25 protein-coding genes and 1 pseudogene are annotated in these 24,762 nt (G+C 60.2%); 13 read left to right on the top strand and 13 right to left on the bottom strand.

Going from position 1 to position 24,762, the window contains the following annotated elements:
* Positions 1–62: 62 nt before the first annotated feature.
* The 3 genes from acrB to Q0Z69_RS13730 are packed head-to-tail and all read right to left on the bottom strand — an operon-like array spanning position 63 to position 2,897.
* Positions 63–866: an acryloyl-CoA reductase electron transfer subunit gamma gene (gene acrB, locus Q0Z69_RS13740; RefSeq protein ID WP_298034732.1), complete on the bottom strand. Its 804-nt coding sequence runs from the start codon at positions 864–866 to the stop codon at positions 63–65.
* 20 nt (positions 867–886) lie between these two features.
* The gene (locus Q0Z69_RS13735) at positions 887–2,029 is read right to left on the bottom strand and encodes an acyl-CoA dehydrogenase (protein WP_298034729.1); all 1,143 of its coding nucleotides are present in this window, start codon (positions 2,027–2,029) and stop codon (positions 887–889) included.
* A 31-nt stretch (positions 2,030–2,060) separates the two neighbouring features.
* On the bottom strand, positions 2,061–2,897 hold the full coding sequence (locus Q0Z69_RS13730) for a 3-hydroxyacyl-CoA dehydrogenase family protein (protein ID WP_298034726.1): 837 nt from the start codon (positions 2,895–2,897) through the stop codon (positions 2,061–2,063).
* Positions 2,898–3,270: 373 nt separating this feature from the next.
* On the opposite strand from Q0Z69_RS13730, the gene trmB reads away from it, so the two are divergent.
* Positions 3,271–4,323 carry a tRNA (guanosine(46)-N7)-methyltransferase TrmB gene (gene trmB, locus Q0Z69_RS13725; RefSeq protein WP_298034722.1) on the top strand — a complete coding sequence of 351 codons (1,053 nt, stop codon included), beginning with the start codon at positions 3,271–3,273 and terminating at the stop codon, positions 4,321–4,323.
* Between the two features lie 58 nt (positions 4,324–4,381).
* On the opposite strand, the gene rplT is transcribed toward trmB, so the two are convergent.
* From rplT to Q0Z69_RS13705, 4 genes are all read right to left on the bottom strand, one after another.
* Entirely contained in the window at positions 4,382–4,732 is a 351-nt protein-coding gene (gene rplT / locus Q0Z69_RS13720) for a 50S ribosomal protein L20 (protein WP_298034719.1), read from the bottom strand.
* A gap of 33 nt (positions 4,733–4,765) precedes the next feature.
* Positions 4,766–4,963, bottom strand: coding sequence for a 50S ribosomal protein L35 (gene rpmI / locus Q0Z69_RS13715; protein WP_187015059.1), 198 nt, complete (start codon positions 4,961–4,963; stop codon positions 4,766–4,768).
* A gap of 40 nt (positions 4,964–5,003) precedes the next feature.
* On the bottom strand, positions 5,004–5,528 hold the full coding sequence (infC, locus tag Q0Z69_RS13710) for a translation initiation factor IF-3 (RefSeq protein ID WP_298034715.1): 525 nt from the start codon (positions 5,526–5,528) through the stop codon (positions 5,004–5,006).
* Positions 5,529–5,995: 467 nt separating this feature from the next.
* On the bottom strand, positions 5,996–6,442 hold the full coding sequence (locus Q0Z69_RS13705; protein ID WP_298034713.1) for an immunoglobulin-like domain-containing protein: 447 nt from the start codon (positions 6,440–6,442) through the stop codon (positions 5,996–5,998).
* Between the two features lie 208 nt (positions 6,443–6,650).
* Between Q0Z69_RS13705 and Q0Z69_RS13700 the strand changes: the two genes are divergently transcribed.
* Entirely contained in the window at positions 6,651–7,562 is a 912-nt protein-coding gene (locus Q0Z69_RS13700; protein WP_298034709.1) for a DMT family transporter, read from the top strand.
* 17 nt (positions 7,563–7,579) lie between these two features.
* On the opposite strand, the gene Q0Z69_RS13695 is transcribed toward Q0Z69_RS13700, so the two are convergent.
* From Q0Z69_RS13695 to Q0Z69_RS13680, 4 genes are all read right to left on the bottom strand, one after another.
* Positions 7,580–9,223 (bottom strand): S-layer homology domain-containing protein, encoded by a 1,644-nt coding sequence (locus tag Q0Z69_RS13695; protein WP_298034706.1) that lies wholly within the window; start codon positions 9,221–9,223, stop codon positions 7,580–7,582.
* Between the two features lie 201 nt (positions 9,224–9,424).
* Positions 9,425–10,870 (bottom strand): permease prefix domain 1-containing protein, encoded by a 1,446-nt coding sequence (locus Q0Z69_RS13690; protein ID WP_298034704.1) that lies wholly within the window; start codon positions 10,868–10,870, stop codon positions 9,425–9,427.
* Positions 10,857–11,204, bottom strand: a complete 348-nt coding sequence (locus Q0Z69_RS13685) for a PadR family transcriptional regulator (RefSeq protein WP_298034702.1) — start codon at positions 11,202–11,204, stop codon at positions 10,857–10,859. Before Q0Z69_RS13685 ends, Q0Z69_RS13690 begins: the two co-directional genes overlap by 14 nt.
* Before the next feature lie 139 nt (positions 11,205–11,343).
* Positions 11,344–12,288: an AEC family transporter gene (locus Q0Z69_RS13680; protein ID WP_298034699.1), complete on the bottom strand. Its 945-nt coding sequence runs from the start codon at positions 12,286–12,288 to the stop codon at positions 11,344–11,346.
* Between the two features lie 326 nt (positions 12,289–12,614).
* Between Q0Z69_RS13680 and Q0Z69_RS13675 the strand changes: the two genes are divergently transcribed.
* The 7 genes from Q0Z69_RS13675 (at position 12,615) to nrdR (ending at position 17,676) form a co-directional block, all read left to right on the top strand.
* On the top strand, positions 12,615–13,505 hold the full coding sequence (locus Q0Z69_RS13675) for an NAD(P)H-hydrate dehydratase (RefSeq protein WP_298034696.1): 891 nt from the start codon (positions 12,615–12,617) through the stop codon (positions 13,503–13,505).
* 86 nt (positions 13,506–13,591) lie between these two features.
* Entirely contained in the window at positions 13,592–14,188 is a 597-nt protein-coding gene (locus tag Q0Z69_RS13670) for a hypothetical protein (RefSeq protein WP_298034693.1), read from the top strand.
* Between the two features lie 18 nt (positions 14,189–14,206).
* Entirely contained in the window at positions 14,207–15,376 is a 1,170-nt protein-coding gene (alr, locus tag Q0Z69_RS13665; protein ID WP_298034692.1) for an alanine racemase, read from the top strand.
* A gap of 180 nt (positions 15,377–15,556) precedes the next feature.
* Positions 15,557–15,925 carry a type II toxin-antitoxin system PemK/MazF family toxin gene (locus Q0Z69_RS13660; protein WP_298034689.1) on the top strand — a complete coding sequence of 123 codons (369 nt, stop codon included), beginning with the start codon at positions 15,557–15,559 and terminating at the stop codon, positions 15,923–15,925.
* Positions 15,926–15,986: 61 nt separating this feature from the next.
* Positions 15,987–16,490 carry a hypothetical protein gene (locus tag Q0Z69_RS13655; protein ID WP_298034687.1) on the top strand — a complete coding sequence of 168 codons (504 nt, stop codon included), beginning with the start codon at positions 15,987–15,989 and terminating at the stop codon, positions 16,488–16,490.
* Positions 16,491–16,582: 92 nt separating this feature from the next.
* A complete protein-coding gene (locus Q0Z69_RS13650) occupies positions 16,583–17,113 on the top strand; it encodes a hypothetical protein (protein WP_298034684.1) in 531 nt (176 codons plus the stop codon).
* A gap of 107 nt (positions 17,114–17,220) precedes the next feature.
* Positions 17,221–17,676: a transcriptional regulator NrdR gene (gene nrdR / locus Q0Z69_RS13645; protein ID WP_298034682.1), complete on the top strand. Its 456-nt coding sequence runs from the start codon at positions 17,221–17,223 to the stop codon at positions 17,674–17,676.
* Positions 17,677–17,713: 37 nt separating this feature from the next.
* Here nrdR and Q0Z69_RS13640 read toward each other — a convergent pair whose 3' ends face one another.
* Positions 17,714–18,097 carry a DUF4363 family protein gene (locus Q0Z69_RS13640; protein ID WP_298034679.1) on the bottom strand — a complete coding sequence of 128 codons (384 nt, stop codon included), beginning with the start codon at positions 18,095–18,097 and terminating at the stop codon, positions 17,714–17,716.
* Positions 18,094–18,777: a DUF421 domain-containing protein gene (locus Q0Z69_RS13635; RefSeq protein ID WP_298034676.1), complete on the bottom strand. Its 684-nt coding sequence runs from the start codon at positions 18,775–18,777 to the stop codon at positions 18,094–18,096. Before Q0Z69_RS13635 ends, Q0Z69_RS13640 begins: the two co-directional genes overlap by 4 nt.
* Before the next feature lie 925 nt (positions 18,778–19,702).
* On the opposite strand from Q0Z69_RS13635, the gene glmS reads away from it, so the two are divergent.
* From glmS to pheS, 4 genes and pseudogenes are all read left to right on the top strand, one after another.
* Positions 19,703–21,541, top strand: a complete 1,839-nt coding sequence (gene glmS / locus Q0Z69_RS13630; RefSeq protein WP_298034673.1) for a glutamine--fructose-6-phosphate transaminase (isomerizing) — start codon at positions 19,703–19,705, stop codon at positions 21,539–21,541.
* A 183-nt stretch (positions 21,542–21,724) separates the two neighbouring features.
* Entirely contained in the window at positions 21,725–22,636 is a 912-nt protein-coding gene (locus Q0Z69_RS13625) for a helix-turn-helix domain-containing protein (protein ID WP_298034669.1), read from the top strand.
* A 392-nt stretch (positions 22,637–23,028) separates the two neighbouring features.
* Positions 23,029–24,099, top strand: a complete 1,071-nt coding sequence (locus tag Q0Z69_RS13620) for an ankyrin repeat domain-containing protein (RefSeq protein ID WP_298034666.1) — start codon at positions 23,029–23,031, stop codon at positions 24,097–24,099.
* A gap of 70 nt (positions 24,100–24,169) precedes the next feature.
* A pseudogene (gene pheS / locus Q0Z69_RS13615) lies at positions 24,170–24,762 on the top strand (phenylalanine--tRNA ligase subunit alpha); the annotation flags it as partial.

The raw sequence follows: 24,762 nt of genomic DNA, 5'->3' as shown, positions 1-24,762 counted from the left end.
ACATCCTTGAAAGCAGCGATATCAGCACTGTTGAAATTAGACATACTCTTTTATCCCCTTTCTCAGATGATGTGCTTAGCGGCCAGGATAGAGGCCAGCTTTTCACAATTGGCCTTGTCATCCACCTCGGAGAGCATCATGCCGGCGCCCTTTTGGGGAGGCGTGAAGCTCTTGAAGATGTTGGTGGGAGAGCCCTTCAGGCCGATGGTGGTGGCGTCGATCAGGGGATCGTCCTTCAGCGTCTCATAATTGTATGTATCCAGGGGCTTGGCATAGGCCTCGAACACGCCGCCGACGCTCATATAACGGGGCTCGTTCAGCTCCTTGATGCAGGTCACCAGGCAGGGGGTCTGGGTCTTGATGGTCATGTATCCATCCTCCAGCATCCGCTTGACGGTGACGGTGTCGCCTTCCTTGGTGATATCAGCGGCATAGGTGATCTGGGGCAGGTGCAGCTTCTCGGCGATCTGGGGGCCCACCTGGGCGGTGTCGCCGTCGATAGCCTGACGGCCGCACAGCACGATATCATCCTTCTCCACGCCGATCTTGTTGATGGCGGCAGCCAGGATCTGGGAAGTGGCGTAAGTGTCGGAGCCGCCGAACTCACGGGCGGAGACCAGTACGGCCTCATCCGCGCCCATGGCCAGGGCTTCCCGCAGCATGCCGGCCGCAGGCGGGGGACCCATGGTGACGACAATGACCTTGCAGTTGGTGGCGTCCTTGATCTTCAGAGCGGCCTCCAGGGCGTTCATGTCGTCGGGGTTGGTAATGGTCTGCATGGACGCGCGGTTCAGGGTACCGTCGGGATTGACAGCCACCTTGCCGGAGGTATCGGGTACCTGCTTAATAGAAACAATGATCTTCATTTTAACCTTTACCTCCTATCTTATTTCACGCCCAGGCGGCTGGAAATGACCATGCGCTGGACCTCGGATGTACCCTCGTAGATCTCGGTGATCTTGGCGTCGCGCATCATGCGCTCCACGGGATACTCACGGGTGTAGCCATAGCCGCCGAACAGCTGGACGGCGCGGCGGGTCACGTCGGAAGCGGCCTCGGCGGCAAACAGCTTCGCCATAGAGGCGTCCATGGAATAGTCCTCATGCAGCTGCTTCTTGCAGGCAGCGGCATAGACCAGATACTGAGCGGCCTGCATACGGGTGTGCATATCGGCCAGCTGGAACTGGGTGTTCTGGAACTGGCTCAGGCGGCGGCCAAACTGAACGCGCTCCTGGGTATACTTCACAGCCTCATTTACAGCGCCTTCGCCCAGGCCCAGAGCCTGCGCGGCGATGCCGATCCGGCCGCCGTCCAGGGTCTGCATGGCGATCTTGAAGCCCTTGCCTTCCTTGCCCAGCAAGTTCTCCTTGGGGACGATGCAGTCCTCAAAGATCAGGTCACAGGTAGAGGAGCCGCGGATGCCCATCTTCTTCTCATGCTTGCCGGTGGAGAAGCCAGGGAAGCTCTTTTCCACGATGAAGGCGGAGATGCCGTGGTTGCCCTTGCTCTTATCGGTCATGGCAAAGACCACAAAGGTATCGGCCACGTTGCCGTTGGTGATGAAGCACTTGGAGCCGTTGAGGACATAGTGGTCGCCCTCCAGCACGGCAGTGGTCTGCTGGCCGGAGGCGTCGGTGCCGGCGTTGGGCTCAGTCAGGCCGAAGGCGCCGATCTTGCGGCCGCTCAGCAGGTCGGGCAGATACTTGCGCTTCTGCTCCTCGGTGCCATTCTCAAAAATGGGAGCGCAGCACAGGGAGGTATGAGCAGACACGATAACAGCGGTGGTGCCGCAGACCTTGGCCAGCTCCTCCACGCACATGGCATAGGAGAGGACGTCGCCACCGGCGCCGCCGTACTCTTTGGGGAAGTAGATGCCCATCATGCCCAGCTTCGCCATCTTCTCCACGGTCTCCATGGGGAACCGCTCTTCCTCGTCGATCTCCTCAGCCAGAGGTTTCACTTCGTTCTCGGCGAATTCCCTGTACATCTTACGGAGCATCAGCTGCTCATTTGAAAGATGAAAATCCATACCTTTTACTTTACTCCTTTTCTATCAGATTTTACTTGGAATAATCATAGAAACCCTTGCCGCTCTTCTTGCCCAGCAGGCCGCCGCGGACCATCTTCTTCAGCAGCAGGGCGGGACGGTACTTGGGATCGCCGGTCTCGGTGTACAGCGTGTCCATAATGGCAAGGCAGACGTCCAGGCCGATGAAGTCGCCCAGAGCCAGGGGGCCCATGGGATGGTTGGCGCCCAGGCGCATGGACTTGTCGATATCCTCCACGGAGGCGACGCCGGTCTCCACTAGGCCGATGGCCTCGTTGATCATGGGGATCAGGATCTTGTTGACCACAAAGCCGGGGGCCTCAGCCACCTCGACGGGGTCCTTGCCGATCTCCTGAGACAGCTTGTAAACGAAATCAAAAGTCTCCTGGGTCGTATTGGCGCCCCGGATGATCTCCACCAGCTTCATGCTGGGCACGGGATTGAAGAAGTGCATACCGATGACGGGATGCTTCAGGCCATTACCCATCTCGGTGATGGACAGCGAGGAGGTGTTGGAGGCGAAAACGGCCTCGGGCTTGCACATGGCGTCCAGCTCGTTCAGCAGTTCCTTCTTGGTGGCCATGTCCTCCTTGACGCACTCGATGATCAGGTCGGCGTCAGCGCAGGCGGACTTCTCCTCCACCAGGATATTGGCCATCAGGGCGTCCACGGCCTCCTGGGTCATCTTGCCCTTCTCCACGCGCTTCTGCAAAGAAGCCGCCAGCTTATCCTTGTGCTTCTGGGCGGAAGCCACGGAGCTTGCATACATCAGGGCGGTGTGGCCCTTCGCTGCGAAAACCTGAGCAATACCGCTGCCCATGGTGCCGGCGCCGAAAATTGCTACCTTCATGTTGTTTCCTCCTGTTATTTTAATTTTAGTCTGTGTTTCTCACGTTCTCTTGCCTGCCAGGGGACGAGAGCAAATCCCAGTTTGCCAATTTACTCACAATCTCCATTATATAGACATCCCCCTGATTTATCAAGTGGAAAATGCAGCCCTAATACCCGGTTTTCCGCTTTTTTACACTTCACACAAAATAATCGTTAAAATTTATACAATTTTGTGAAGCTATTAACATAATCCGCCCCTCCCCGTCTTGTTTCCCGCGATTTTTCCCGGTGAAAAGTCATTTACAGCGGCGTTTTCCTGTGGTAGAATCATCCTGCCGCCACAAGACCTTGTGGCTTACGGCCAAATTGATATCCTTGGGAGGATCTCACCTATGCGGATGCGGAAAAAGAAAAACCTGATCCCCCGGATGGACCGCTGCGGCGACCGTCTGATCCGGGACCCCTACGTGCGGCAGGGCCATTGGCGGGACCTGATGCCCCAGGCCCGGGAGCTGCGGCTGGAGCTGGGCTGCGGCAAGGGCCGCTTCACTGCCGGAACGGCGGCGGCAGAGCCGGACGTGCTGTTCATCGCCGTAGAGATGGTCCCTGACGCCATGGTGGTGGCCATGGAGCGGTGCGTGAAGGCGGGGCTGACCAACGTCTACTTCGTCGATGCCAACGCTGACCAGCTCCCCTATTTCTTTGCCTCCGGTGAGGTGGACCGCATCTATCTGAATTTCTCGGATCCCTGGCCCAGCAACCGCCACGCCAAGCGGCGGCTGACCCATGGCAATTTCCTGAAGCTGTACCGCCAGGTGTTGAAAATGGGCGGCCAGATCCACTTCAAAACTGACAACCAGGGATTGTTTGAGTTCTCCGTGGAGGAGATTCCCCGCTTCGGCTTCACCTTGTCCGAGGTGACCCGGGATCTGCATGCCAACGGTCCCGTAGGCGTTATGACGGACTATGAGGCCAAGTTCTACGAACTGGGCCAGCCCATCAACCGGCTGGTAGCCACCATGGTCCCCTGGGAGGAGCCCTTCCCTGCCAACATCAAAACTCGCTGGCTGGACACCTTCGCCGCAGGCGTACCGGAGGAAAAGCTGGGCGCTCATGTGCTGGCGGAGGGGAATTACCTCTGGCACATCTTCTCCTGGGAATTGGTCCCCTGCCTGACAGGCGGTGCGGCCCGACAGGCCTTGGCGGAGGTACCGGAGGAGACATTGTATTTCTTCTATTGTGAGTATCCGCCAGCCAGCCAGCCGCTGATCCAGGCCCTTCCCAAGTCAAAGGCCCTGGCCCTGGCAGACCGCCCGGCAGATGATTACCCGTCTTTTAATGGTTCGGACTGGTATCTGGTGGACAAGGATTTCTCCTGGACCTATGTGCATACCCACGAGGAGATTTGCGGGCCTTATTTCTGCCGGGCAGCTGACGGACGATAAAACAAAAACAGCGCCCCGAAAATCGGGACGCTGTTTTTATGATGACATCGTGTCAAGATCAGGCCTTCTTGGCAATCTCGGTCAGCTGGGTGAAGGCGACAGCGTCGTTGACAGCCAGCTCGGCCAGCATCTTGCGGTTGATCTCAATGCCGGCGACCTTCAGACCGTGCATGAAGGTGGAGTAGTTCATGCCGTTCAGCTTGCAGGCGGCGGAAATGCGGGTGATCCACAGGGAGCGGAAGTCGCGCTTCTTCAGCCGGCGGCCGGTGTAAGCATAGGTCAGGGACTTCATCACCGCCTGGTTGGCAACGCGGAAATGCTTGGACTTGGAACCCCAGTAGCCCTTGGCCATCTTCAGGGTCTTATTTCTTCTCTTGCGCGTCATCATCGCGCCTTTGACTCTAGCCATTGTAAAAACCTCCTATTTCAAACGTCTCGTAGCTTACTTGTAGGGGATCATCTTGCGGACGGCATCCATATTGGTAACGTCCGCATAGCCACCGGCGCGCAGGCGACGAGTCCGCTTGGTGTCCTTCTTGGTGAGGATGTGGCTCTTGAAAGCCTTGGCACGCTTCACCTTACCGGTCTTGGTCAGGTTGAATCTCTTCTTGGCGCCGCTATGGGTCTTCAGCTTAGGCATAGTAGATAACTCCTTCCGTGTATTAAAAAATCTTGGTCGCTCACTTTCCGCCCTTGGGAGAGAGGAAGATGGACATCATCCGGCCCTCCAGCTTGGCGGGTTTATCCAGGTTCGCCGTTTCAGCACACTGCTGGGCGAATTTGTCCAGCAGGTCCTTGCCGATGTCGGTGTGGGCCATCTCACGGCCCCGGAAACGGACAGAGACCTTGACGCGGTTGCCGTCGGCAATGAACTTCTGGGCGTTTTTCAGCTTGGTGTTGAAATCGCCGACATCGATGCCTGGAGACATACGGATCTCCTTGATCTCCACCACATGCTGGTTCTTTCTGGCTTCCTTTTCCTTCTTGCTCTGCTCGAAGCGGAACTTGCCGTAGTTCATCAGCTTGCAGACAGGGGGCGTCGCCTGGGGTGAGATCTTCACCAGGTCCAGGCCCTGCTCGTCGGCGATCTTCAGCGCCTCGGCAGGCCCCATGATCCCCAGCTGCTCGCCCTGGGAGCCGATCAGGCGGATCTCCTTGTCGCGGATGTCCTCATTCAGTTCATGCACTAACTTAGCTATGGTCAAAGCACCTCCATCCTAAAAATCACAAAACGCGGATACCAAAACGGCATCCGCGCAACAGCAAACTGCCTTCCCGGGCAGTCTGTTCACAACGTTGTTGACCTCTTCGCCCTCTGGCTGGAGGTGAGGCGGATGCGCGCCTGCTTTGTTTTGCTAAATCAGTATACCAGTCGTTATTCGCTTTGTCAACCATGTTTTTTTGATTTTTTTGTATATTTTCAAGCAGCGGGGCAAGAATATGGCTGTACCCAGTGAATCGAAAGGAGACATTTTTATGCAGAACCGCGAAAACAACCAGAACGAGCGCAATCAGAACCAAAACCAGAACCAGAATCAGCGCGAGAACAAGCAGCAGAACGAGCAGCGCAACCAGAAGGAGAACCGCAAATAAGAGGCTTCCCTTCTCTTTGAGACCGCGCGGCGGGCCGTTGGCCCGCCGCGCCTTTTTATACGGCTTTGCGCTTCTATTTCTATGGATCTACGGAAAACTCGGCGGCCAGCAGGAAGTCCGTGCAGTCCCCCGGTCCCCGGTACTCAAAAAACCATTTGGCGACTCGATAATGGCCCTCCGGGAGGGTTCCGTACACACTGGCCCAGGTCAGCTCCTGGGTCACTGTCTCGTTCTTTGGATAGATCAGCGCCTCGGCGGTGTTGGCATATTCATCATCCAGCGTCTCCAGCCAGTACCATGACCCGTCCACTTCCTTTTGCAGGCCGAAGTCATGCTCGTTGCCGCTGTCGATCTCCGCATCCGTGGTGTTCAGGATCTCCACCGTGACGGTGCCGGGACAGGCCGTTCCCTCCACAGCGGTCATGGTCACACCCTCGTAGGTGTTGACCTCGCCCTCAAACTTCTCTCCTGTCTTGGCCTCCACGCCGCAGCCCGCCAACAGCAAAATGCAGAGCAAAACCGCCATACAAATACGCTTCCGCACAGACAAACACCCCTTCCTTCTATTGGTCATCTGTCTCTTTAGACGGCGCATCCCGCCCAAAGGTTCCAAATATCTCTAAATTCATTTTACGTCTCAGGCCCCGGAATGTAAACGGACGCTCTTGCCCTTCCATATTTTCCGTGCTATGATGGGAGGCGTGCTGAAAATCCGCAGGAAAAGGATGGATACCATGGAAAACCGCAAAAAGCTCACCGGCTGTCTGTTTGCCGCCTTCACCATCACCGTCTGGGGCTCCACTTTTATTTCCAGCAAAAAACTGCTGGCCGTTTATAGCCCCGCGCAGATCATGCTGACCCGGTTCCTGCTGGCCTACTGTGCCCTGTGGCTGCTGCGGCCCCGGAAGCTGGCCCTGACCTGGAAACAGGAGTGCGCCTTTGTGCTTCTGGGTCTCTCCGGCTGCTCTCTCTATTTCTATACGGAGAACACGGCCCTGACCTACACGCTGGCCTCCAACGTCAGCATCATCGTGACGGCGGCTCCCATCTTCACCGCCGTCCTGGCCCATCTCACCGGGGAGGAGCGGTTCCGCCGCCAGACGCTGTGGGGCTTTCTGGCAGCTTTCGCCGGCGTGGTGCTGGTGGTGTGCAACGGCACCTTCGTGCTGAAGCTGAATCCTCTGGGCGATCTGCTGGCCCTGGCAGCCGCCCTCTGCTGGGCCTGCTATTCCGTGCTGCTGCGGCGAACGGCAGAGCATCTGGACCCCATCCTGACGACACGGCGGACACTGTTCTGGGGCATTCTGACTGCTCTGCCCATGGTGCTGCTGGAGGGTCTCCCCTATCCCACCGCGCCCCTGCTGACGCCGGTGGCAGCGGGCAACTTCCTCTTCCTGGGCCTTCTGGGCAGCGGACTGTGCTTCATCCTGTGGAATCGTGCCTTCCACTATCTGGGGGTCGTCACCACCAACTCCTTTATCTACTTGCAGCCCTTTATCACCATTCTGGTCGCCTGGCTGTTTCTGGGAGAGCCGGTCTCCCCCTTGGCTCTGCTGGGCGCGGGATTGATCACCGCCGGTCTGGTCGTTGCCCAGCATGTTTCCCCCACGCAGAATATTCCCGCCAAAAACGGCGCTGGTCAATGACCAGCGCCGTTTGCTGTTTACCAGATAAATTGGATATTGCCGTCCACCCGGCCGCCGATGCCGTCTACAGAGCAGCTGCTGGAGAACTGCCAGTAGTCCATCTGGTAGGCAAAGGTGGGATACAGCTTTTCCGAGGACGCGCTCTTGTACTCCGGATACCAGTACAGGTAGTCCGCCAGAGCGCCCTGGTCATACTTGATGTAGCTGACATACTGTCCCGCGTAAATCATGGGAGTATAGCCGGCCTCCTCGACCCGTTGGCAGAACGCCACGGCGCAGGCGGTGGCCATCTCCGGCGCGGTACCGTAGACCCGATAGCTGGAGTCGTGCATCTCCCAGTCATAGGCAACGGGTCCATCGATCTCGTGGCCCTCCAGCAGGCTGATGACAAAGTCCGCCTCCTCGATGGCCTCCTCCACAGTAATGGCCTGGGCGAAGAAATACACGCCAGTCTCGATGCCGGCCGCCATGGCGCCGTCGATGTTCTGGGCGTAGTACTCGTCAGCGTGGATAGCGCCGCTGGAGGTCCCCCGCAGACCGGCCCGGATCATGGCGAATTCCACACCGTCCGCCGCTGCGGCCTCCCAGTCGATAGTGTTGTTTTCGCTGGCCCGGTTCTGGTAGGCGGACACATCGATGCCGAAGCGGGTGCGGAAATCGCTGCCGATGTATTCCAGGCAGTCCTCGTTCCAATAGAAGTCGCCGTCGTAAAGGTGGATCAGGTCCCGCCCCTCATAGATGGGGATCTGCTTGCCGTCATAGGCCACATAGCTGCCGGTGGTCTCGCCGGGAGTATAGACCTCGCTGGGCTGGATGCCGGGGACCTGCGGCTCCGCCGGGTCCTCCGGAGTCTCCGGGTCTTGGTTCTCTGTCCAGGTGGGGGACACGGCGCTGAAATTGCGGATGTTCCCGCCGATCTCCACATTGGTCAGCGTCACCGGTCCCTGCACACCGGGGGCCAGGATCAGGTCGCCGGAGATGTCCGCGTCCGCCAGAGCCGCGCCGTTGACGCTGTTGATCATCAGGGAGCCTTCCACCAGGCCGGAATAGACGATCTCGCTCTGGACCAGCACCTGGATCATGTTGTTCAGGATGCTGACGATCTCCGCCCGGGTTATGGCCTCCTGGGGACGGAAGCAGCCGTCCCAGCAGTCGGTGATATAGCCCCGGGCGGTCATCTCCGCCACCGGGCCGGCGGCATAGTCCGCAAACTGATCCGCGTCGTCGTAAGGCAGGCTGGTGGTGGTGGATTCGATCTGAAAGGCCCGGGCGATCATGGTCACCGCCTGCTGGCGGGTTATGGTGTTCCCCGCCAGGGCCTTGCCGTCAGTCCCCAGATATACCCCGGAGGCATGGAGCTTCAAAATAGCGCTCTCCCAGTAATTTCCCTGGATATCAGAAAAGGTCTCCGGCCCGGAAATGGTCCTGAATTGCATAAAGCGGTCCAGAATGCCCGCGAAGGCGCCCCGGGTGATGGAATTGTCGGGGCGGAAGGTGCCGTCCTCATAGCCCTGGATGATGCTGTACTCCTGGCTCCATTTCGCAATGGCTCCCTCGGCCCAGTGTCCCTCCGTGTCAGTAAAGGCAGCGGCTGGCGCCGCCAGCAGCGCGGCGCCCAGGGCGGCGCCCAGCAGCCATTTTGGCAGTCGAATTTGATGCATGGCAGTCCCTTTCTGTCAGAATTTGTCGAATGCGGTTGGAAAAAAACACCGCCGCCCCAATGGGCTGCGGTGTTTTATGTCACCTGTGTAACAGCGCCTACGATCATTATACAGGAGGTTTCTGCCAGGGTCAATACATATCCACGGATTTCTCAAAAATATTATGTCACCTTATTTTGCCAAAATCCCTCCCAGTATCTATTATATAGACGAGCTTTCCATCATTTTTGTTTCATCTTTCGAGAAAATCAGCGAAATCCCCAAAACGCAGCCGCCGTTTTGTGTATCCCGTTCATGCTGGAACGCAATTCTGATACGCGGTACTGTGCGGAGAACCAGCCGCTCTCTTTCGCCGTCCTCCCGGGCGATGGAGCTGCCGCGAAAGACCGACAGCGCCAAACCGATGAGGGCCATGTCCAGAACGGTGTGGAGATTACCCACCAGCAGAGGCATCTCCGCGCTGAACAGCACCACGCCGCTGTTGATGGCCAGGCTGAACAGGAGCTGGAAGCCCAGGGTCAGCACCACCGCCAGGACTGTCATCCGTCCCAACTGGCTCTTCTGCCGCAGGCAGCGGCACAGCAGCCAGATCAACAGCGCCGCCAGCGCCAGCATCAGCAGCAAAAACGGCAGCCAGCCCAGCTTGAAAATGATAGTCAGGGGAATCATGCTGTGGTCCGCGTCCGGCACTGCCACCTCATAGGGGTATTGGACATACTGCCGGGGCATGGTCCCCTCCCCCAGCCACTTGACTCCGGACAGAGCTAAGCGGTTCAGCATCCCCTGATAGCCCATGCGCATCGGGTCCAACTCTGGGTGGAAGGCGATCCGAACCCTTTGAGCAAAATAATCGTTCCATCCGATCCGGAACACCGCCGCGGACAAAACCACGGCGCAGCCTCCGGCCGCTCCCGCCGTGGGCAGTCTTCCCACACCGAACCAGTCCATTCCGGCGGCGGCCAGCAGCAGGAGCAGCCCGACAGACAACAGCAGGAACAGGCCCATTGCAAATGGCGTGAGCGCACAGACGGCAGCCAGCGGCACGCCGCCTGATATAGCAAGGAAAACGCCTTTCCAGCCCTTCCCGCGGCAAACATACAGCCAAACGGCATAGACCACCGGATAGCACAGCGCCACATAGCGGGTATAGTAGGAAACGTTGTTCCATCTTGGAGAGAGCCACAGGGACAGCAGCCCTACAGCAATGGCGGCGACGTATACCGCTTTCCCATAGCGGCCCAGGAAGGAGACATCCAGAAAATAAGCTCCCAACAGGCAGGCCGTTCCCAAGGCCAGGGACAGCGCCGTTTGCGCCAGGCCGCTGCCCAAATGCTCTGATCCGGCGAACAGCCATACCCGCAGAAAGCCCCCGCACAGCGCCAGCAGAACGGTCAGCGCCAGCAGTCCCCACTGGGGCCTGGGCCGGTGGACCCGGTCCAGCTCCGTGCCCACGGTCACTGGGTCCCCCATCTCCTCCACCGCTAAACGTTCCGCCTCCTCCGGGACAGTCCCCGCCTCTGCGAAGGCGTCCCGCTGGTCCTCCAGATGACGCTGCAGCTCCAATGATACCACGGGTCTGGCCCGCTTCCAGCGGATCTGCTCCTCCACAATCTCCAGATACTCCTGGATGGTCTTACGCTCCGGCACAGCAGGCGCCTCCCTTCAGGACCTTCCCAACAGCCTGGGCATAGGTGTCCCAGGCCGTCTCCTTCTCCACCAGCGCCGCGGCTCCCCGCTTTGTCAGGCGGTAATAGCGCCGGGGCTTCCCGGCGGCGGCCTTCCGCTCATAAGCAGTGACCAGTTCTTTCTCCTCCAGATTGTGGAGCAGGGGATACAATGTCCCCGCTTTCAGATGGAAGGTATCGTCACTGCGGCGCTTCAGCTCCTCGATCATTTGGTAGCCGTACTTATCCCCGTCCTCCAGCAGCTTCATCACCAATAGAGTCATGCTGCCGCTGAGCAGGCTCTTGTCCAATTCCATACAAACGCCTCCTTATTGGTATATCGGTTTCCGATATATTGATTATATATCGGAAACCGATATATGTCAAGGAAATTTTTCCCGCTTTATCAAAAAATGGATGGCCAAGGGCCATCCATTTTCCATATTCGCCGTCTCTTCACAGCAGCGCTAGGGTCTTGAGGAGGTACAGCCATCCCGTAAAGGTAAAGGCGCTGCAAATGGTGGTCAGCATCACTGCGCCGGAGGAGAGGGTCCCCTCATGCCCCATGCTGCGGGCCATGCTGAAACAGCTGACGGTGGTGGGCGAGCCAAGCATCACCAGGATCGCCATCAGCACCTGGCCCCGCCAGCCCAGGGCCACCGCCAGGGGCAGGAACAGCATCGGGAACAGCAGCAGCTTGCACACGCTGGCCGCCGCCGTAGGCCTCCAGCAGCCCAGGACCTTTTTGGGGTCGATGCAGGCTCCCAGCGCCAGCAGGCCCATGGGCGTAGCCGTGGCCGCCAAGTCGGACACCGCCCGCCGCAGGATCACCGGCAGCTGGAGCCGCAGCAGCGACCACAGCAGGCCCGCCGCGATGCCCAGGATGATGGGGTTGGTCACGATGCCCTGCAGGGTCTTTCCCAGGGTCTTTCGGTCCAGGTGTCCCCCCTCCGGCGACAGCAGCGTCAGCAGCGCCACCGCCGCCACATTATACAGCGGCACCGCGCCGATCAGCACCAGCGCCAGAGGGCCGGTCTCGCCGTAGACGTTCTGCATCAGCGCCGCCCCCAGCAGCGCCTGGCTGCCCCGGTAGCCCGCCTGGGTAAATTCCGCCCGAATGGCCCGGTCCCCCAGCAGCGACAGCGCCAGCATCAGCAAAATGGACGCCAGGGAGACCAAAAAGCAAAACAGCACCACGCCGCCGTTCCAGACGGTGTGGAAATCCGACTCGGACAGATTTTTGAACAGCTGCGCCGGCAGAGCCACCTGAAAAACAAAGGTGTTCAGGGCGTTGGCAAAATCCTCACTCATCAAGTGGGTCCTCCTCCGCAGCAGAAAGCCCAGCGCCATCATCAAAAAGACCGGCACAGTGGCGTTCAGGCTGAACATCAGATTTTCCACAGCGATCCCCCTCCCCGCATCTGTCTCACCGGCAATATACGCATTATACGGAGGATGGAAGCGGCTGTCAAGCGGACCGGTCCCTTTTATCTTTCGTGCCGCTGGTTTTCTAAATTCTTTGCCAAACTATCCAAATGGGCGGTCATCCGGCAGGCGGGCCTTTCAAAATGCGGGAGCCGGGGGAACTCCGCGTTGCAATGCGTACGGATTTCTTCTATAATAATGTCTATTCCCATTGGCGCAGCACACTGCGCCAATGGAAGATACGAGGTTTTGTGCAACAGACGTAAGCAAACGGGCCAAGGCCCGGAGCAGGAGGTACGCTCATGCGGGATCAGATCACGCCCCCGGCGGTGGACGCCGCCTATGTCCGGGACCATCTTCCGCCCAGAAAGGCCGACGGCCACAAGGGCGATTTCGGCAAGCTGCTGATCGTAGGCGGCGCGGTAGGCTATACCGGCGCGCCGTACCTGACGGCTGCGGCGGCGGGCCGGTCCGGCTGCGGACTGGTGTTCGCAGGGGTCCCCGCCGCCATCTGGCCGGTGGAAGCAGCCAAATGCGCTTCCGCCATGCCCTTCCCCCTGCCTGACGCAGAGGGGCGGCTGCAAGAAAATGCCTTTCCGCAGATATGGGGACGGCTGTCCGGCTGCGATGTGCTGGCCCTGGGCCCCGGTCTGGGCCGGAGCGAGGCCCTGTCCCGGCTGGTGTGCCGCCTGCTGACGGAAACGGAAAAGCCCGTCGTCCTGGACGCCGACGGCATAAACGCCCTGGCGGGACATATAGATGTTTTGGACGGACGGCGGGACCGGATCACCGTGCTGACGCCCCACGAGGGAGAATTTGCCCGCATCGGCGGGGCCTCCAGGGGAGACCGGGCGCTGGCAGCCAGAGACTTCGCGGCCGCCCACGGCTGCACATTGGTTCTAAAGGGCCACCGCACCGTGACCGCCGGTCCCGGCGGAGAGGTCCTGGTGAACACCACCGGGAATTCCGGCCTTGCCAAGGGCGGCAGCGGCGACGTGCTGACCGGCGTCATCGCCTCCCTGCTGGCCCAGGGGGCCAGGCCGCTGGAGGCGGCGGCCATGGGCGTCTGGCTCCATGGCCGGGCGGGGGATCTGGCGGCGGAGAAGCTGACGGCCTATGCCGTGATGCCGGAGGATGTGGTCCGGGAACTTCCGGAAGCGTTTCTGGAATTAGGAATCAGGAATGAGGAATGAGGAATTTTCCCTCAGATTGCCAGCTTCACAGTCTTTTGAAATTCCTAACTCCTAATTTCTCATTTTATGAAGTGGAGGCGTGTTTGGTGCGCAAGGGGATGTGCGTACTGATGATGACCCTGTGCCTGCTGCTGACAGGGTGCGGCGGCACAACGGAAGAAACAGCGGACCTGCGGGCCAGGTATCACGACATGGCGGGCTGCGTCATGGAAGCCGCCGTCACCTGCGAACAGGAGGGCTTGGAATGGACGGCGGAGCTGCGGTGCGAATATGTCCCTGGCGGTGAGAGCGTGATCGAGGTGCTGTCGCCGGAAAGCATCGCCGGTGTAAAGGCGGTGCTGGACGAAGGCGCCTGGACGCTGGAGTACGAGGGAGACTGTCTCAACGCCGGGACCGTCAGTCCGGAGGAGATCAGCCCCGCCGCCTGCCTGCCCCGGCTGATGAACGCCCTGCGGGACGGCTGGCTGCTGGAGGAGAGCCAGGAGGAGTGGAACGACGTGCCCTGCCTGCGGCTGTGCGTGGATCAAAGCGGTCCTCAGGGCGGCAAGCTGGTCTCTACCGTCTGGCTCCGGCAGGACGATGGGACCCCCCTGCGGGGCGAGATCGCTGTGGAGGGCGAAATATTTTTAACTGCGGAGTTTACGAGTTTTACCTTTTATGATACAATATCTCAGGAATCCTGAGAAGAGGAAGCGATATCCATGGAAGATACAGTCCTGCGGCGAACCTGGGCGGAGATCGATCTGGACGCCCTGGCCCACAATTACCGCCGGGCCAGAGCGCTGACCGGCCCCGATGTGAAATACCTGGGCGTGGTAAAGGCGGACGCCTACGGCCACGGCGCGGTACAGACGGCCCGGAAGCTGGAAACCCTGGGAGCTGATTATCTGGCGGTGTCCAGTCTGGATGAGGCGCGGGAACTGCGCTACGCCGGGATCATCATGCCCATCTTGATCCTGGGCCACACGCCGCCGGAGATGGTCCCCCAGCTCATCCAATACCACATCACCCAAACCGTCTCGGCGCTGGCCAAGGCGGCGGAATACAGCGAGGCGGCCCAGGCCTGCGGCGGCACGCTGAAGGTCCACATCAAGGTGGACACCGGCATGTCCCGCCTGGGCTTTTTGGTGCGGGACGGCCACTTTGTGGGCGGCGTGGCGGCCATTGCCGACGCCTGCGCCCTGCCAGGCCTGACAGCGGAGGGCATTTTCACCCACTTCGCCGCCGCCGACGAGGACGCCCTGGAGAGCCAGCGCTATACCCAGGAGCAGTTTGCGGTGTTCACCCGGGTCGTGGACGCCTTGGCGGAACAGGGCCGGACCTTCGCCATCCGCCACTGCGCCAACAGCGGCGCTCTGGCCCGATACCCGGAGATGTATCTGGACATGGTGCGTCCCGGCATCGCCCTGTACGGTGTGGGAGCCGACGCAGCCCGGCTGGGCCTGCGGCCGGTCATGGCGCTGAAGTCCTGCGTCTCCACCATCAAGGTCTTTGACCCTGGGACGGACATCAGTTACGGCCGGACCTTCTGCACCGCGGAAAAGACCCGGGTGGGCGTACTGCCCGTGGGCTATGCCGACGGCCTGTTCCGGGGCCTCTCCAACCGCATGGCGGTCCAGACCGCCCACGGCCCTGCCCCCATTCGGGGCCGCATCTGCATGGATATGACCATGGTGGACCTGACGGGCCTGCCGGAGGTCCACGTGGGCGACGCGGTGGAGCTGTTCGGCCCCGCCCAGCCGGTGGACGGCTTGTCCGCCCTTCTGGGCACCATCCCCTATGAGCTGATCTGCGCCGTCAGCAAGCGGGTGCCTCGGCTTTATTTAGAGCATGGAGAAGTGGTGGAGCGCAGCCTGCGGCTGCTGCTGTGAGTACGCTCCTCCCCCTTAAGCACACCTTCCCTGTTTCCCGCATAGGATGACTTGGGGCAGGGACGCCGGAATTTTGCCTTCCCGGCAGCGTATAAATTCCGAAACTGCGTGGGAGAATGAAAGTGGCCTCACCGAAGGGCTTCGGTGACGGGTACTTCATTTCGGCGGAGTGTGAACTTTGTGGATACGAGTGTCAAGCGCGGCGATATTTACTATGCCGATCTCTCCCCGGTGGTGGGCAGCGAGCAGGGCGGCGTCCGGCCTGTTCTGATCATTCAGAACGACACCGGCAACCGTTACAGCCCCACCGTGATCGCGGCGGCCATTACCTCCCAGACGGGCAAGGCCCGGCTGCCGACACATATCGACCTTCCCGTGGATCAGAACTGCGGCCTGAGCCGGGACTCCGTGGTCCTGCTGGAGCAGGTGCGGACTCTTGACAAAAAGCGGCTGCGGGAGCGGATGGGGCATGTGGAGGAAACAGTGATGACCAAAGTCGACACGGCCATCGCGGTGAGCTTTGGGCTGCCTCACGACCAGCTGGTCTGAACAAGCCATCCCTCTGGGGGAATTTCCCCCAGAGGGGCAACGAAAGATATTGGAGGTACATATGAAAAAGAACAGATGGGTCCTGCGTATGGTCATTCTGCTGGCTCTCAGCGCGGCGCTGAACATGACGGTGACCGCGGCGGCAGAGGCCGGAAGCTCCGGCGATCCCCTGGTAACGCTGAGCTATTTGAACGAGACCTTCCTCAACACGATCCTCCAGCGGGTCGATCAGAAGATCGCCGCCCGCAACAGCCAGATCGCCCAGCAGGCCGGGGTGTCGGTCTCCGGCGGGACCAGCGCCTCCTTCACCGTCGTGACCCTTTCCAGCGGCCAGACCCTCACTGGGGATATCGGCTGCGAGGTGATGCTGCGGGTCGGGAGCGCCGTGTGCGTCTCCCCCTCCGCGCCGGGATTGATCGACGAGACCACCGCCTCGGTCCTGAACAACAGCGGCGCGCTGAGCCAGAACCATCTGTACATGATGACCATCGAGGGCCGGGGCGTCAAGGCCACCGCCGCCACCACCAAGCTGCTGGTGCGCGGGAGCTATACCCTCAGTGAATAAAGGGCAGTACGCCTGAGCATATAGGAGACCGCCTGTGCATATCCTTGCACAGGCGGTCTTTTCCGCCGTGCTGAAAAGAGGAGGCGGAGGGCATGGACAAGTTTCCGCTGCTGCGGAACGGCAGTCCGGCGGGAGAGCTGACAGCAGAGCGGGAAGCCCTGTACACCTGGTTCACCGCCCGCTGCGCTCTGCCGGAAGAGGGCCTGTGGTGCGCCTGGGCGGTGGGAGAGCGGGGCGAACTGCGGCTGGGCATTCTGGAGCCAGAGGGAGGCCAGACGGCGGTCCTCCGCCGCCGGTTCTCCCAGCGGATGACCGCGCCTCTGGGCCGTCTGCTGCGGGGCGAGGTCCGCCCGGCGGGCGCAGCACTTTGGTCGCCGGCGGCGGAGCCAGAGCGGCTGTTCCAGTCCCCTTGGCTGCGGCAGCGGCTGCGGAACGTCCAGGGTGCGCTGACCCGGACCGAACCGGACCTCCGTTTCCTGGCCCTGCCTTGGGACTGCCGTCAGCCCTTCCCTCTGGCGACTCTGTTTTGCTTCGCCAGCCTCCGGACCATCCGGGGCGGGTCTTATATGGTATTCGCCTTCGACAGTCGGGAGACTCCGGTGTTCCCACATGAAAAAATGTAAATTTTTCAAGAATAGATACCATATTTTGCGGTCCTGTGATATAATAATATAAATCAGCCCCAACAGAATCCGCCGGAATGCTCCGGCGAAAGATCGGGAGGTCACTTATGAACTGTCCGTTTTGCGCTTACAGCGAGAGCAAGGTCATTGATTCCCGCCCCGCCGACGAGGGTTCCAGCATCCGCCGCCGCCGGGAGTGCCTGTCCTGCGGCAAGCGGTTCACTACCTATGAGACGGTGGAGAGCCTGCCTGTAGTGGTGGTGAAAAAGGACGGCAGCCGCCAGAGCTTTGACCGGCAGAAGGTGCTGGGCGGCATGATCCGGGCCTGTGAAAAGCGTCCCGTCCCCCTGGCCGAGCTGGAAAAGATCGCCGGGGAGATCGAGCAGGACCTGCAAAACTCCATGGAGCGGGAGATCAGCACCTCTGTCATCGGCGAGCGGGTCATGGAACGGCTCCGCGCCGTGGATCAGGTGGCCTATGTCCGCTTCGCCTCCGTCTACCGCCAGTTCAAGGATATCGACACCTTCATGGCGGAGCTGAACAAGCTGCTGTCTGAGAAGTAACAAGCTGCTGTCTGAAAAGTAAGCTGTATTCACATCCTCAGAGGATATTGCTGACGCTGCACTGCTCCATCTCCGCCAGCAGCCGCAATTGGTCCCGCAGGTCGGAGATCTCCGCCCGAAACTCGCTCAGTTCCTCCACCGCCGCAAAGGCCATGGCCCGGCGGTACATGGCCTCGGCGTCGTCCACCGCGTCATGCTCTGAGACGACGTGCAGGTACGTCTGGCGGGCGGTCCAATCGTCGTAGCTGCGGGCCACCGCGCCGGCAGCGCCGGTCCAGTCCCCGGCCTGAGCCAGCTGGTCCCCCTGCTCCAGCTGCGCCCGCCAGCGGTCTGTCTCCGCCGTCATGACGCGACTGTTCCACAAGGCAAAAGCCAGGATGGCCGCCAAAATGGCAACGGGAAACAGATAGCCCTTTTTCATGGAGACGCCTCCTTTTTCACACAGGTCACCTGCTGCCGCTGGTCCAGGGTCATGAGAAAGACTTCTTTGGGCGAGGACAGGTGCCGCTTCCGCAGCGTCTCCAGCAGCCAAGCCCGATCCTTGCCGCAGGCGGCCAGGTTCCGGGTCAGGACCCGCCCATCGTTGATGAGGATCACCGGCAGCATGGTATCCTCCGCCACCTTCAAGCTCAGCTGCTGAGCGGTGGGGGGCTGATGCCGCGTCCAGGGCAGGACGGACACCTGGCCGGAATTTTCCAGGATGGCGTATTTCACCTGGCTGGGGTCGGAAAAGCCCTGGCCCCGCAGCTCCTCCAGCAGCTCGTCGATAGTGTAGCGGTTCTTCCGCATCACCTCCTGCTGCAGGATGCCCTCCCGAATGAGCAGGGCGGGCCTTCCGCAAACAAAATCCCGGAATCGCAGGTTTTGTAAAGATAATTGACTTAACAGCATGGACAAGGCCATCAGCGTCAGGATCGGAATGATTCCCGCCAGCAGCGGGATGCCGAAATCCTGCATAGGGACGGCGGCCAGGTCTGAGATCATCATGGTGAGCACCAGCTCTCCCGGCTCCAGCTCGCCGATCTGGCGTTTGCCCATCAGGCGCAGGCCGGCCATGATAAGGAAGTACAGGATCACAGTGCGGGCAAAAGCGGTCATCATAACAGGAACACCCCTTCCAGCATTGTTTGCCCTTTCCAATGGATTTATTCTTACGGAACCACCGATGAAATCGTAACGCACGTCTTGGCAACAGATTTTTCACCTGAACGGCATCAGAAGAGCTTGAAATCCGTCAGGATTCCTGCGCTTCTCTTCCTTGCCAGGCAAAAAATCTGCCTGCTGGTCCGCACATCCCAATTTCAGCAATACTCTACTGGATAACGCTCTGAGAGCTCAGAGTTTTATCATATAAAGACATGTTGACAAAGCCGCTTTGGGCAGCGGCGCCCTGGACTTTTCCGTCAGGGTAAAAACCGCGGGAGCCATTATGAAGCTCCGCGGGTTTCAGCAAAGCACGGCGGAAAAGCCGCGGCACCGGCGCCAGGCGGGAACTGTCAGCAGTCCCATCAAATCGCAGAAACAGAAAGGAGGCTCATGGGCACAGCCCATCACAAAGCGCCATGCGCCCGCGGCGAGAACGCCGCGGGACGACGAGGAGAAGAGTTTATCGAAATTTTTCGGCGGATGCTCTTCCGTGGACGCGGCCATGTGACACAGCCTACAAATATGCGGGCGACCGCAAAACAGAAAGGCTGTGACCGCGCCAAAGCCCAGACGGGCCTATAAAGCGGCAAATTTCTGCGTGTTTGTCCTTTTGGTATCCGGCCCCGGAGCCGCAGTCGGCATTTTTCAGCCGCACGCCCAGGGTCTTATAATCAAATAACTTGAAAAGTGGTAAAACCGCTTTTCAAGTGTCGCGGCGCCTGCGCCGTGACAGGCCGCTTAGCGGCCTTGATTCGGATTTCATAGTCAATTACCGTGCGCTCCGCGCACAGCGGGCATCGTCCACTTGAAAAATAGCAATGCTATTTTTTAAGTTAATTGACTGTATTACTTTGTGATCATCAGGAGGATATCTATATATATGTGTGGGATCATTGGTTTCGCGGGCCGCGAACAGGCGGCCCCTATTTTGTTGGACGGATTGGAGCGGATGGAGTACCGCGGCTATGACTCCGCCGGTGTGGCGGTGCTGTCCCAGGCCCGGGGCTTACAGGTGAAAAAGGCCAAGGGCCGCCTGAAGGTCCTCTCCGAGCTGACCCACGGCGGAACAGACCTGGAGGGTACTTTGGGCATCGGCCACACCCGCTGGGCGACCCACGGGGAGCCCAACGACGTCAACGCCCACCCCCATGTCAGCGAAAACGGGCGCATCGCCCTGGTCCACAACGGCATCATCGAAAATTATCTGGAGATCAAAGAGCATCTGCAAAAGCACGGTGTCACCTTCACCTCCGACACGGACTCCGAGGTGGTGGCCCAGCTTCTGGAATTTCATTACAACGAGTGCGGCAACATGATGGAGGCCGTGGGCCGCTGCCTGCGGCGCATCGAAGGCTCCTACGCCTTCGGCATCATCTGCTCCGACTATCCTGACACCCTCATCGCCGCCCGGAAGGACAGTCCGCTGATCCTGGGCTACGGCAAAAACGGCAACTTCATCGCTTCTGACGTGACGGCCATCATCAAGCACACCCGGGACGTGGCCTATATGGACGACGGCGAGATCGCCGTGGTAACGCCGGACAGCATCGACGTGTTCGACAGCGAGCTGAATCCCCGGGAAAAGGCCCGCTGCCAGGTGGACTGGGATGTGTCCGCCGCCGAAAAGGGCGGCTACGCCCACTTTATGTTCAAGGAGATCCTGGAGCAGCCGGAGGCTGTCCGCCGCACCGTCTCCCCCCGTATCCGGGAGGGCCGCGTGGTGCTGGACAACGTCTCCCTGACGGCGGAATATGTCCAAAGCATTTCCCGGATCTTCATCATCGCCTGCGGCTCCAGCTACCATGTGGGGCAGGTTTGCAAATACAACTGGGAACGGCTGCTGCGCCGCCCGGTGGAGGTGTGTCTGGCCTCGGAGTTCCGGTACAGCGACCCGCTGGTGGACGCGAACACGCTGGTGGTGGTCATCAGCCAGTCCGGCGAGACGCTGGACACCATGGCCGCCATGCGGGAAGCCCAGCGCCGGGGCGGAAGGACCCTGGCCATCGTCAATGTGGTGGGCAGCTCCATCGCCCGGGAGGCCGACGACGTGCTGTACACCTGGGCCGGCCCGGAGATCGCCGTGGCGACCACCAAGGCCTACTCCACCCAGCTGGTCCTGCTGGACCTGGTGGGACTGTATCTGGCGGACCTGCTGGGAACGGTGGAACAGCGCGAGTATGACGCCATCCTGACGGAGGTCCAGGCCCTGCCGGAAAAAATGGAGCGCGTTCTGGCCCACTTTGAGGATGTTCAGTACTTCGCCTCCCGCTATTTCAACCACAATTCCATCTTCTTCATCGGCCGGAACCTGGATTACGCTCTGGGGCTGGAGGGTTCCCTGAAGCTGAAGGAGATCAGTTACATCCACTCCGAAGCCTACGCCTCCGGCGAGCTGAAGCACGGCACCATCTCCCTCATCGAAGAGGGGACTCTGGTGGTGGCCCTGGGGACCTACGGTCCCCTGTTCGACAAGGCCATGAGCAATGTGGTGGAGGTGAAGGCCAGGGGTGCCGAGGTGCTGGCCGTCACCACCGACAGCTTCCATGAGAAAATGGAAAAGACCGCTGACGCCACCGTGGTGGTGCCGGACACCCATCCGGTGCTCCAGCCCTCCTTGGGCATCGTGCCTCTGCAATTGTTCGCCTATTATGTGGCGTTACAGCGGGGCTGCGATATCGACAAGCCCAGGAATCTGGCCAAGAGCGTCACTGTGGAATGAGCGCCGCCGTCCGTGCCGTTCCCGGCACGGGCGGTTTTTTCCGCCGAAAACAGCTTTCTTGCAAAAAATAAAGGGCATGCAACCGGAAGTTTACATCCATTTCCTCAAACGCAACATGAAATCGCTGGCGTTGCGGGCCTCGCTTCGCTAAAATGAGGCCATCAAACGAAGGAGGTCTTTTGTATGGCATTTCCCGAAAACCTGCAATTCATCCGCACCCAGGCAGGCATTACGCAGGAACAGCTGGCGGAGCAACTGGAAGTCTCCCGCCAGTCCGTCAGCAAGTGGGAGGGCGGCCAGAGCTTTCCCGAGATGGACACGCTGCTGCGGATCTGCGACCTGTACGACGTAGATCTGGACACCCTGCTGCGGGGCAGCGTGGAGGAAAGCCGCGTCAGCGATACCGCCCAGTACGACGCGTTCATGACCCGCTTTGCCAAGCGGATCGCCGGGGCCGTCGCCGCCATCATTGCCGCTGTGAGCGTGTTCTTTCCTGCCTCGGAGCTCTGGGGCGGCAGTGCCGCCGAGCTGCTGGCCGGAACGCTGTTCATGCTGGTGGTGACGGTCTCCACGGTAGTCCTGGTGGCCAGCAGCATCCAGCATGGGAACTTCCGCAGGAAGTTTCCCGTTCTGGCGGACTTCTATACCCAGGATGAGAAGGATGCCTTCCACCAGAAATTCGTCTGGTATATCGCCGGCGGCGTGGGGGCCATCCTCTTCGGCGTCGTGCTCATTATGCTGGCCGCCGCCGTATTCGGGGAAGAAAAACAGCCCTATGAAACCCTCAGTATCGGCCTGTTCCTGCTGATCGTCGCCGGGGCGGTGTACTGCTTTATCTACGGCGGCATTATGGAGGACAAGTACAAGATCTGGAAGTACAACCGGGACAACAATCCCACGCCGGAGGCCAAGAAGAAGCTGGACCTGATCGGCGTCTGCTGCGGTGTCATCATGCTGGCGGCCACCGCCATTTATGTGGCGCTCGGCCTTCGCTCCGGCAGCTGGGGCACGGAAACCGTCTGGCTGTTCGCCGTGGGCGGGATCCTCTGCGGGATCGTCAGCATCGTGCTGAATCCCTACAAGGGCGAGGACTGAACTTTTCCCCCATACCGCCAAAATCGGCGGAATGGGGGATTTTTCTCTTGCATTTCCCGGTTTTCTATGGTATAAGTGATATTCAGTGCAGGCAACACAGTTGAAAGAGAGCTTAAATCCCTTTTCAACCGTGCCGATCATATCAGCGATGAACGGGAAAATAACGGGTCAGCAATGCTCCAGAGAGGACAGGCCACCGGCTGAAAGCCTGTCTGCAAAGCTCCGTTTGGTTCGCCCGGGAGCCGCCGTGGAGACACGGCCGGAGGCCCTCCGTTACAGGGGCTTCAAGCGCGCACTTGAAAAGTGCGAATTTGGGTGGTACCGCGGAAGGTTTGCCTTTCGTCCCAAGGTTTGGGGCGAAAGGCTTTTTGTTGTATTAGGAGGAAAAACGGATGGCGAAAAAACGCTCGACCCTGCCTAAGGAGCTGGACGCCTTGCTGGAGGCCGGAGACATCGAGGTTTTGAAATCCCTCTTTTCCCGCTGTGAGCCAAACGCCCTGACCAGCAGGACCTACGGCTCCAACATCTTCTCCAAATCGCCCCTTCCCCGGGACTTCGCTGTTTGGGCCAGGGAGCAGGGCGCGGACGTGAATTTCGTGGACTACTACGGCAAAACGCCTATTTTCCATCAAGCCGGCTCCTGGCGGGGCGAGGTGCAGCTGCTCATCGACCTGGGCGCGGATGTCCAAGCGGCCGCGGGCGGCGTCACGCCCCTGCACCATGCCGCCATGTACGGCCGCCCCAAGGCGGTCAAGGCCCTACTGGACGCCGGGGCGGACGTGGAGGCCCGGCCAGAGGAGCCTCTGTTTCACACCCGGCAGTCCCCGTTGGAAATGACGCTTCACCAGAACCGCGTGCCCTTTGCCACCCTTTTGGAGGTCTGCAGCCTGCTTCTGGAACATGGCGCACGGATCACCGAGGATGCCCGCAAAGCCGTGGCCGCCATCGGTGAGCAGTTTGAGCGGGCCAGGCCGGGGATCCAAAACCCGGAATTTCTGACCCAGCAGACTGAGGCGCTGGAGCGGCTCTATGAAATCTTCGATGTGCCGCCCGCCAAGCCCGTGGAGGTCCATGACGGGGTCTCCCCCATCGTCATCACGGAGGAGGGCTTTGCCAAGCAGTACCAAAAGCTGTGGGACTATCTGGTGCCGCCCCAGGGGCGGGCCAGAACCGCCCAGGGCGAGGCCATCCGCATCGCGGGCCGGGTCTCCCATGAGATTTTGGACAACGGCGGCAGGAACTGGGACGGCGACTACCGCAAGATGCTCCGGGTCCTGCCGGAGTATTTCAAGCTGGGCGATCCCCTCTCCGGGGAGGATCTGGCTGAAGTGAGCCGCCTGGCCCGTGCACTCCGGGACGGCCAGGGCAATGACGAGCCCGAGCTGCTGTGTGTCTACGCGGTGAAGTGGATCTTGAAAAATCCAGACGTGCTCCCGCCCTTCCCGGCGGACTACGGCCGGTAGATCCGGGCGGCCCGGCAGATGCTGATGATGATAAGGAAGTAAAATCCATCCATAAAAGGAGTTTTAAGACATGAAAGAACAACTGGAAGCGATCCGCAAGGCGGCGCTGGAATCCATCGCCGCGACCCAGGCGGGGACGGACCTGGACGCTCTGCGGGTGAAGTACCTGGGCAAAAAGGGCGAGCTGACCGCCGTTTTAAAGCAGATGGGCGGCCTCTCTGCTGAACTGCGGCCCGTCATGGGCCAGATGGCCAACGAAGTCCGGGCCAGTCTGGAAAAGGCTATCGAGGCCCAGTCCGCCATCCTGGCAGAGAAAGCCCTGGAGGCCAAGCTGAAGCTGGAGACCGTGGACGTGTCCATCCCCGGCAAGGCGGTGAAGCTGGGCCACAAGCACCCCATGTACCTGGCCCTGGACGAGATCAAGGACATCTTCGTGGGCATGGGCTTCACCGTGCTGGACGGCCCGGAGATCGAGCTGGGCGAGCTGAACTTCGACCGGCTGAACGCCGAGCCGGGCCACCCCAGCCGGGACTGGTCCGACACCTTCTACTTCGACAAGGACGAGCGGGTGATGCTCCGCAGCCAGACCAGCCCCATGCAGGTCCGGGCCATGGACTCCATGGAGCTGCCCATCCGCATCATCGCCCCCGGCCGGGTGTACCG

The organism is uncultured Dysosmobacter sp. (assembly GCF_947631165.1).
Classification (GTDB): domain Bacteria; phylum Bacillota; class Clostridia; order Oscillospirales; family Oscillospiraceae; genus Oscillibacter.
Note: the sequence above shows the minus strand (reverse complement) of the source record. Positions and strands in the feature narration are given on the sequence as shown.

Excerpts from the sequence above, each read along its gene's own strand:
- Q0Z69_RS13655 (WP_298034687.1), top strand. The coding sequence starts at position 15,987 with ATGAAAAAGAACAGATGGGTCCTGCGTATGGTCATTCTGCTGGCTCTC.
- acrB (WP_298034732.1), bottom strand. The coding sequence starts at position 866 with ATGAAGATCATTGTTTCTATTAAGCAGGTACCCGATACCTCCGGCAAG.
- rpmI (WP_187015059.1), bottom strand. The coding sequence starts at position 4,963 with ATGCCTAAGCTGAAGACCCATAGCGGCGCCAAGAAGAGATTCAACCTG.
- nrdR (WP_298034682.1), top strand. The coding sequence starts at position 17,221 with ATGAACTGTCCGTTTTGCGCTTACAGCGAGAGCAAGGTCATTGATTCC.
- Q0Z69_RS13650 (WP_298034684.1), top strand. The coding sequence starts at position 16,583 with ATGGACAAGTTTCCGCTGCTGCGGAACGGCAGTCCGGCGGGAGAGCTG.
- trmB (WP_298034722.1), top strand. The coding sequence starts at position 3,271 with ATGCGGATGCGGAAAAAGAAAAACCTGATCCCCCGGATGGACCGCTGC.
- Q0Z69_RS13695 (WP_298034706.1), bottom strand. The coding sequence starts at position 9,223 with ATGCATCAAATTCGACTGCCAAAATGGCTGCTGGGCGCCGCCCTGGGC.
- Q0Z69_RS13635 (WP_298034676.1), bottom strand. The coding sequence starts at position 18,777 with ATGATGACCGCTTTTGCCCGCACTGTGATCCTGTACTTCCTTATCATG.
- alr (WP_298034692.1), top strand. The coding sequence starts at position 14,207 with ATGGAAGATACAGTCCTGCGGCGAACCTGGGCGGAGATCGATCTGGAC.
- Q0Z69_RS13640 (WP_298034679.1), bottom strand. The coding sequence starts at position 18,097 with ATGAAAAAGGGCTATCTGTTTCCCGTTGCCATTTTGGCGGCCATCCTG.
- Q0Z69_RS13735 (WP_298034729.1), bottom strand. The coding sequence starts at position 2,029 with ATGGATTTTCATCTTTCAAATGAGCAGCTGATGCTCCGTAAGATGTAC.
- Q0Z69_RS13700 (WP_298034709.1), top strand. The coding sequence starts at position 6,651 with ATGGAAAACCGCAAAAAGCTCACCGGCTGTCTGTTTGCCGCCTTCACC.
- Q0Z69_RS13625 (WP_298034669.1), top strand. The coding sequence starts at position 21,725 with ATGGCATTTCCCGAAAACCTGCAATTCATCCGCACCCAGGCAGGCATT.
- rplT (WP_298034719.1), bottom strand. The coding sequence starts at position 4,732 with ATGGCTAGAGTCAAAGGCGCGATGATGACGCGCAAGAGAAGAAATAAG.
- glmS (WP_298034673.1), top strand. The coding sequence starts at position 19,703 with ATGTGTGGGATCATTGGTTTCGCGGGCCGCGAACAGGCGGCCCCTATT.
- Q0Z69_RS13620 (WP_298034666.1), top strand. The coding sequence starts at position 23,029 with ATGGCGAAAAAACGCTCGACCCTGCCTAAGGAGCTGGACGCCTTGCTG.
- Q0Z69_RS13685 (WP_298034702.1), bottom strand. The coding sequence starts at position 11,204 with ATGGAATTGGACAAGAGCCTGCTCAGCGGCAGCATGACTCTATTGGTG.
- Q0Z69_RS13675 (WP_298034696.1), top strand. The coding sequence starts at position 12,615 with ATGCGGGATCAGATCACGCCCCCGGCGGTGGACGCCGCCTATGTCCGG.
- Q0Z69_RS13705 (WP_298034713.1), bottom strand. The coding sequence starts at position 6,442 with ATGGCGGTTTTGCTCTGCATTTTGCTGTTGGCGGGCTGCGGCGTGGAG.
- Q0Z69_RS13730 (WP_298034726.1), bottom strand. The coding sequence starts at position 2,897 with ATGAAGGTAGCAATTTTCGGCGCCGGCACCATGGGCAGCGGTATTGCT.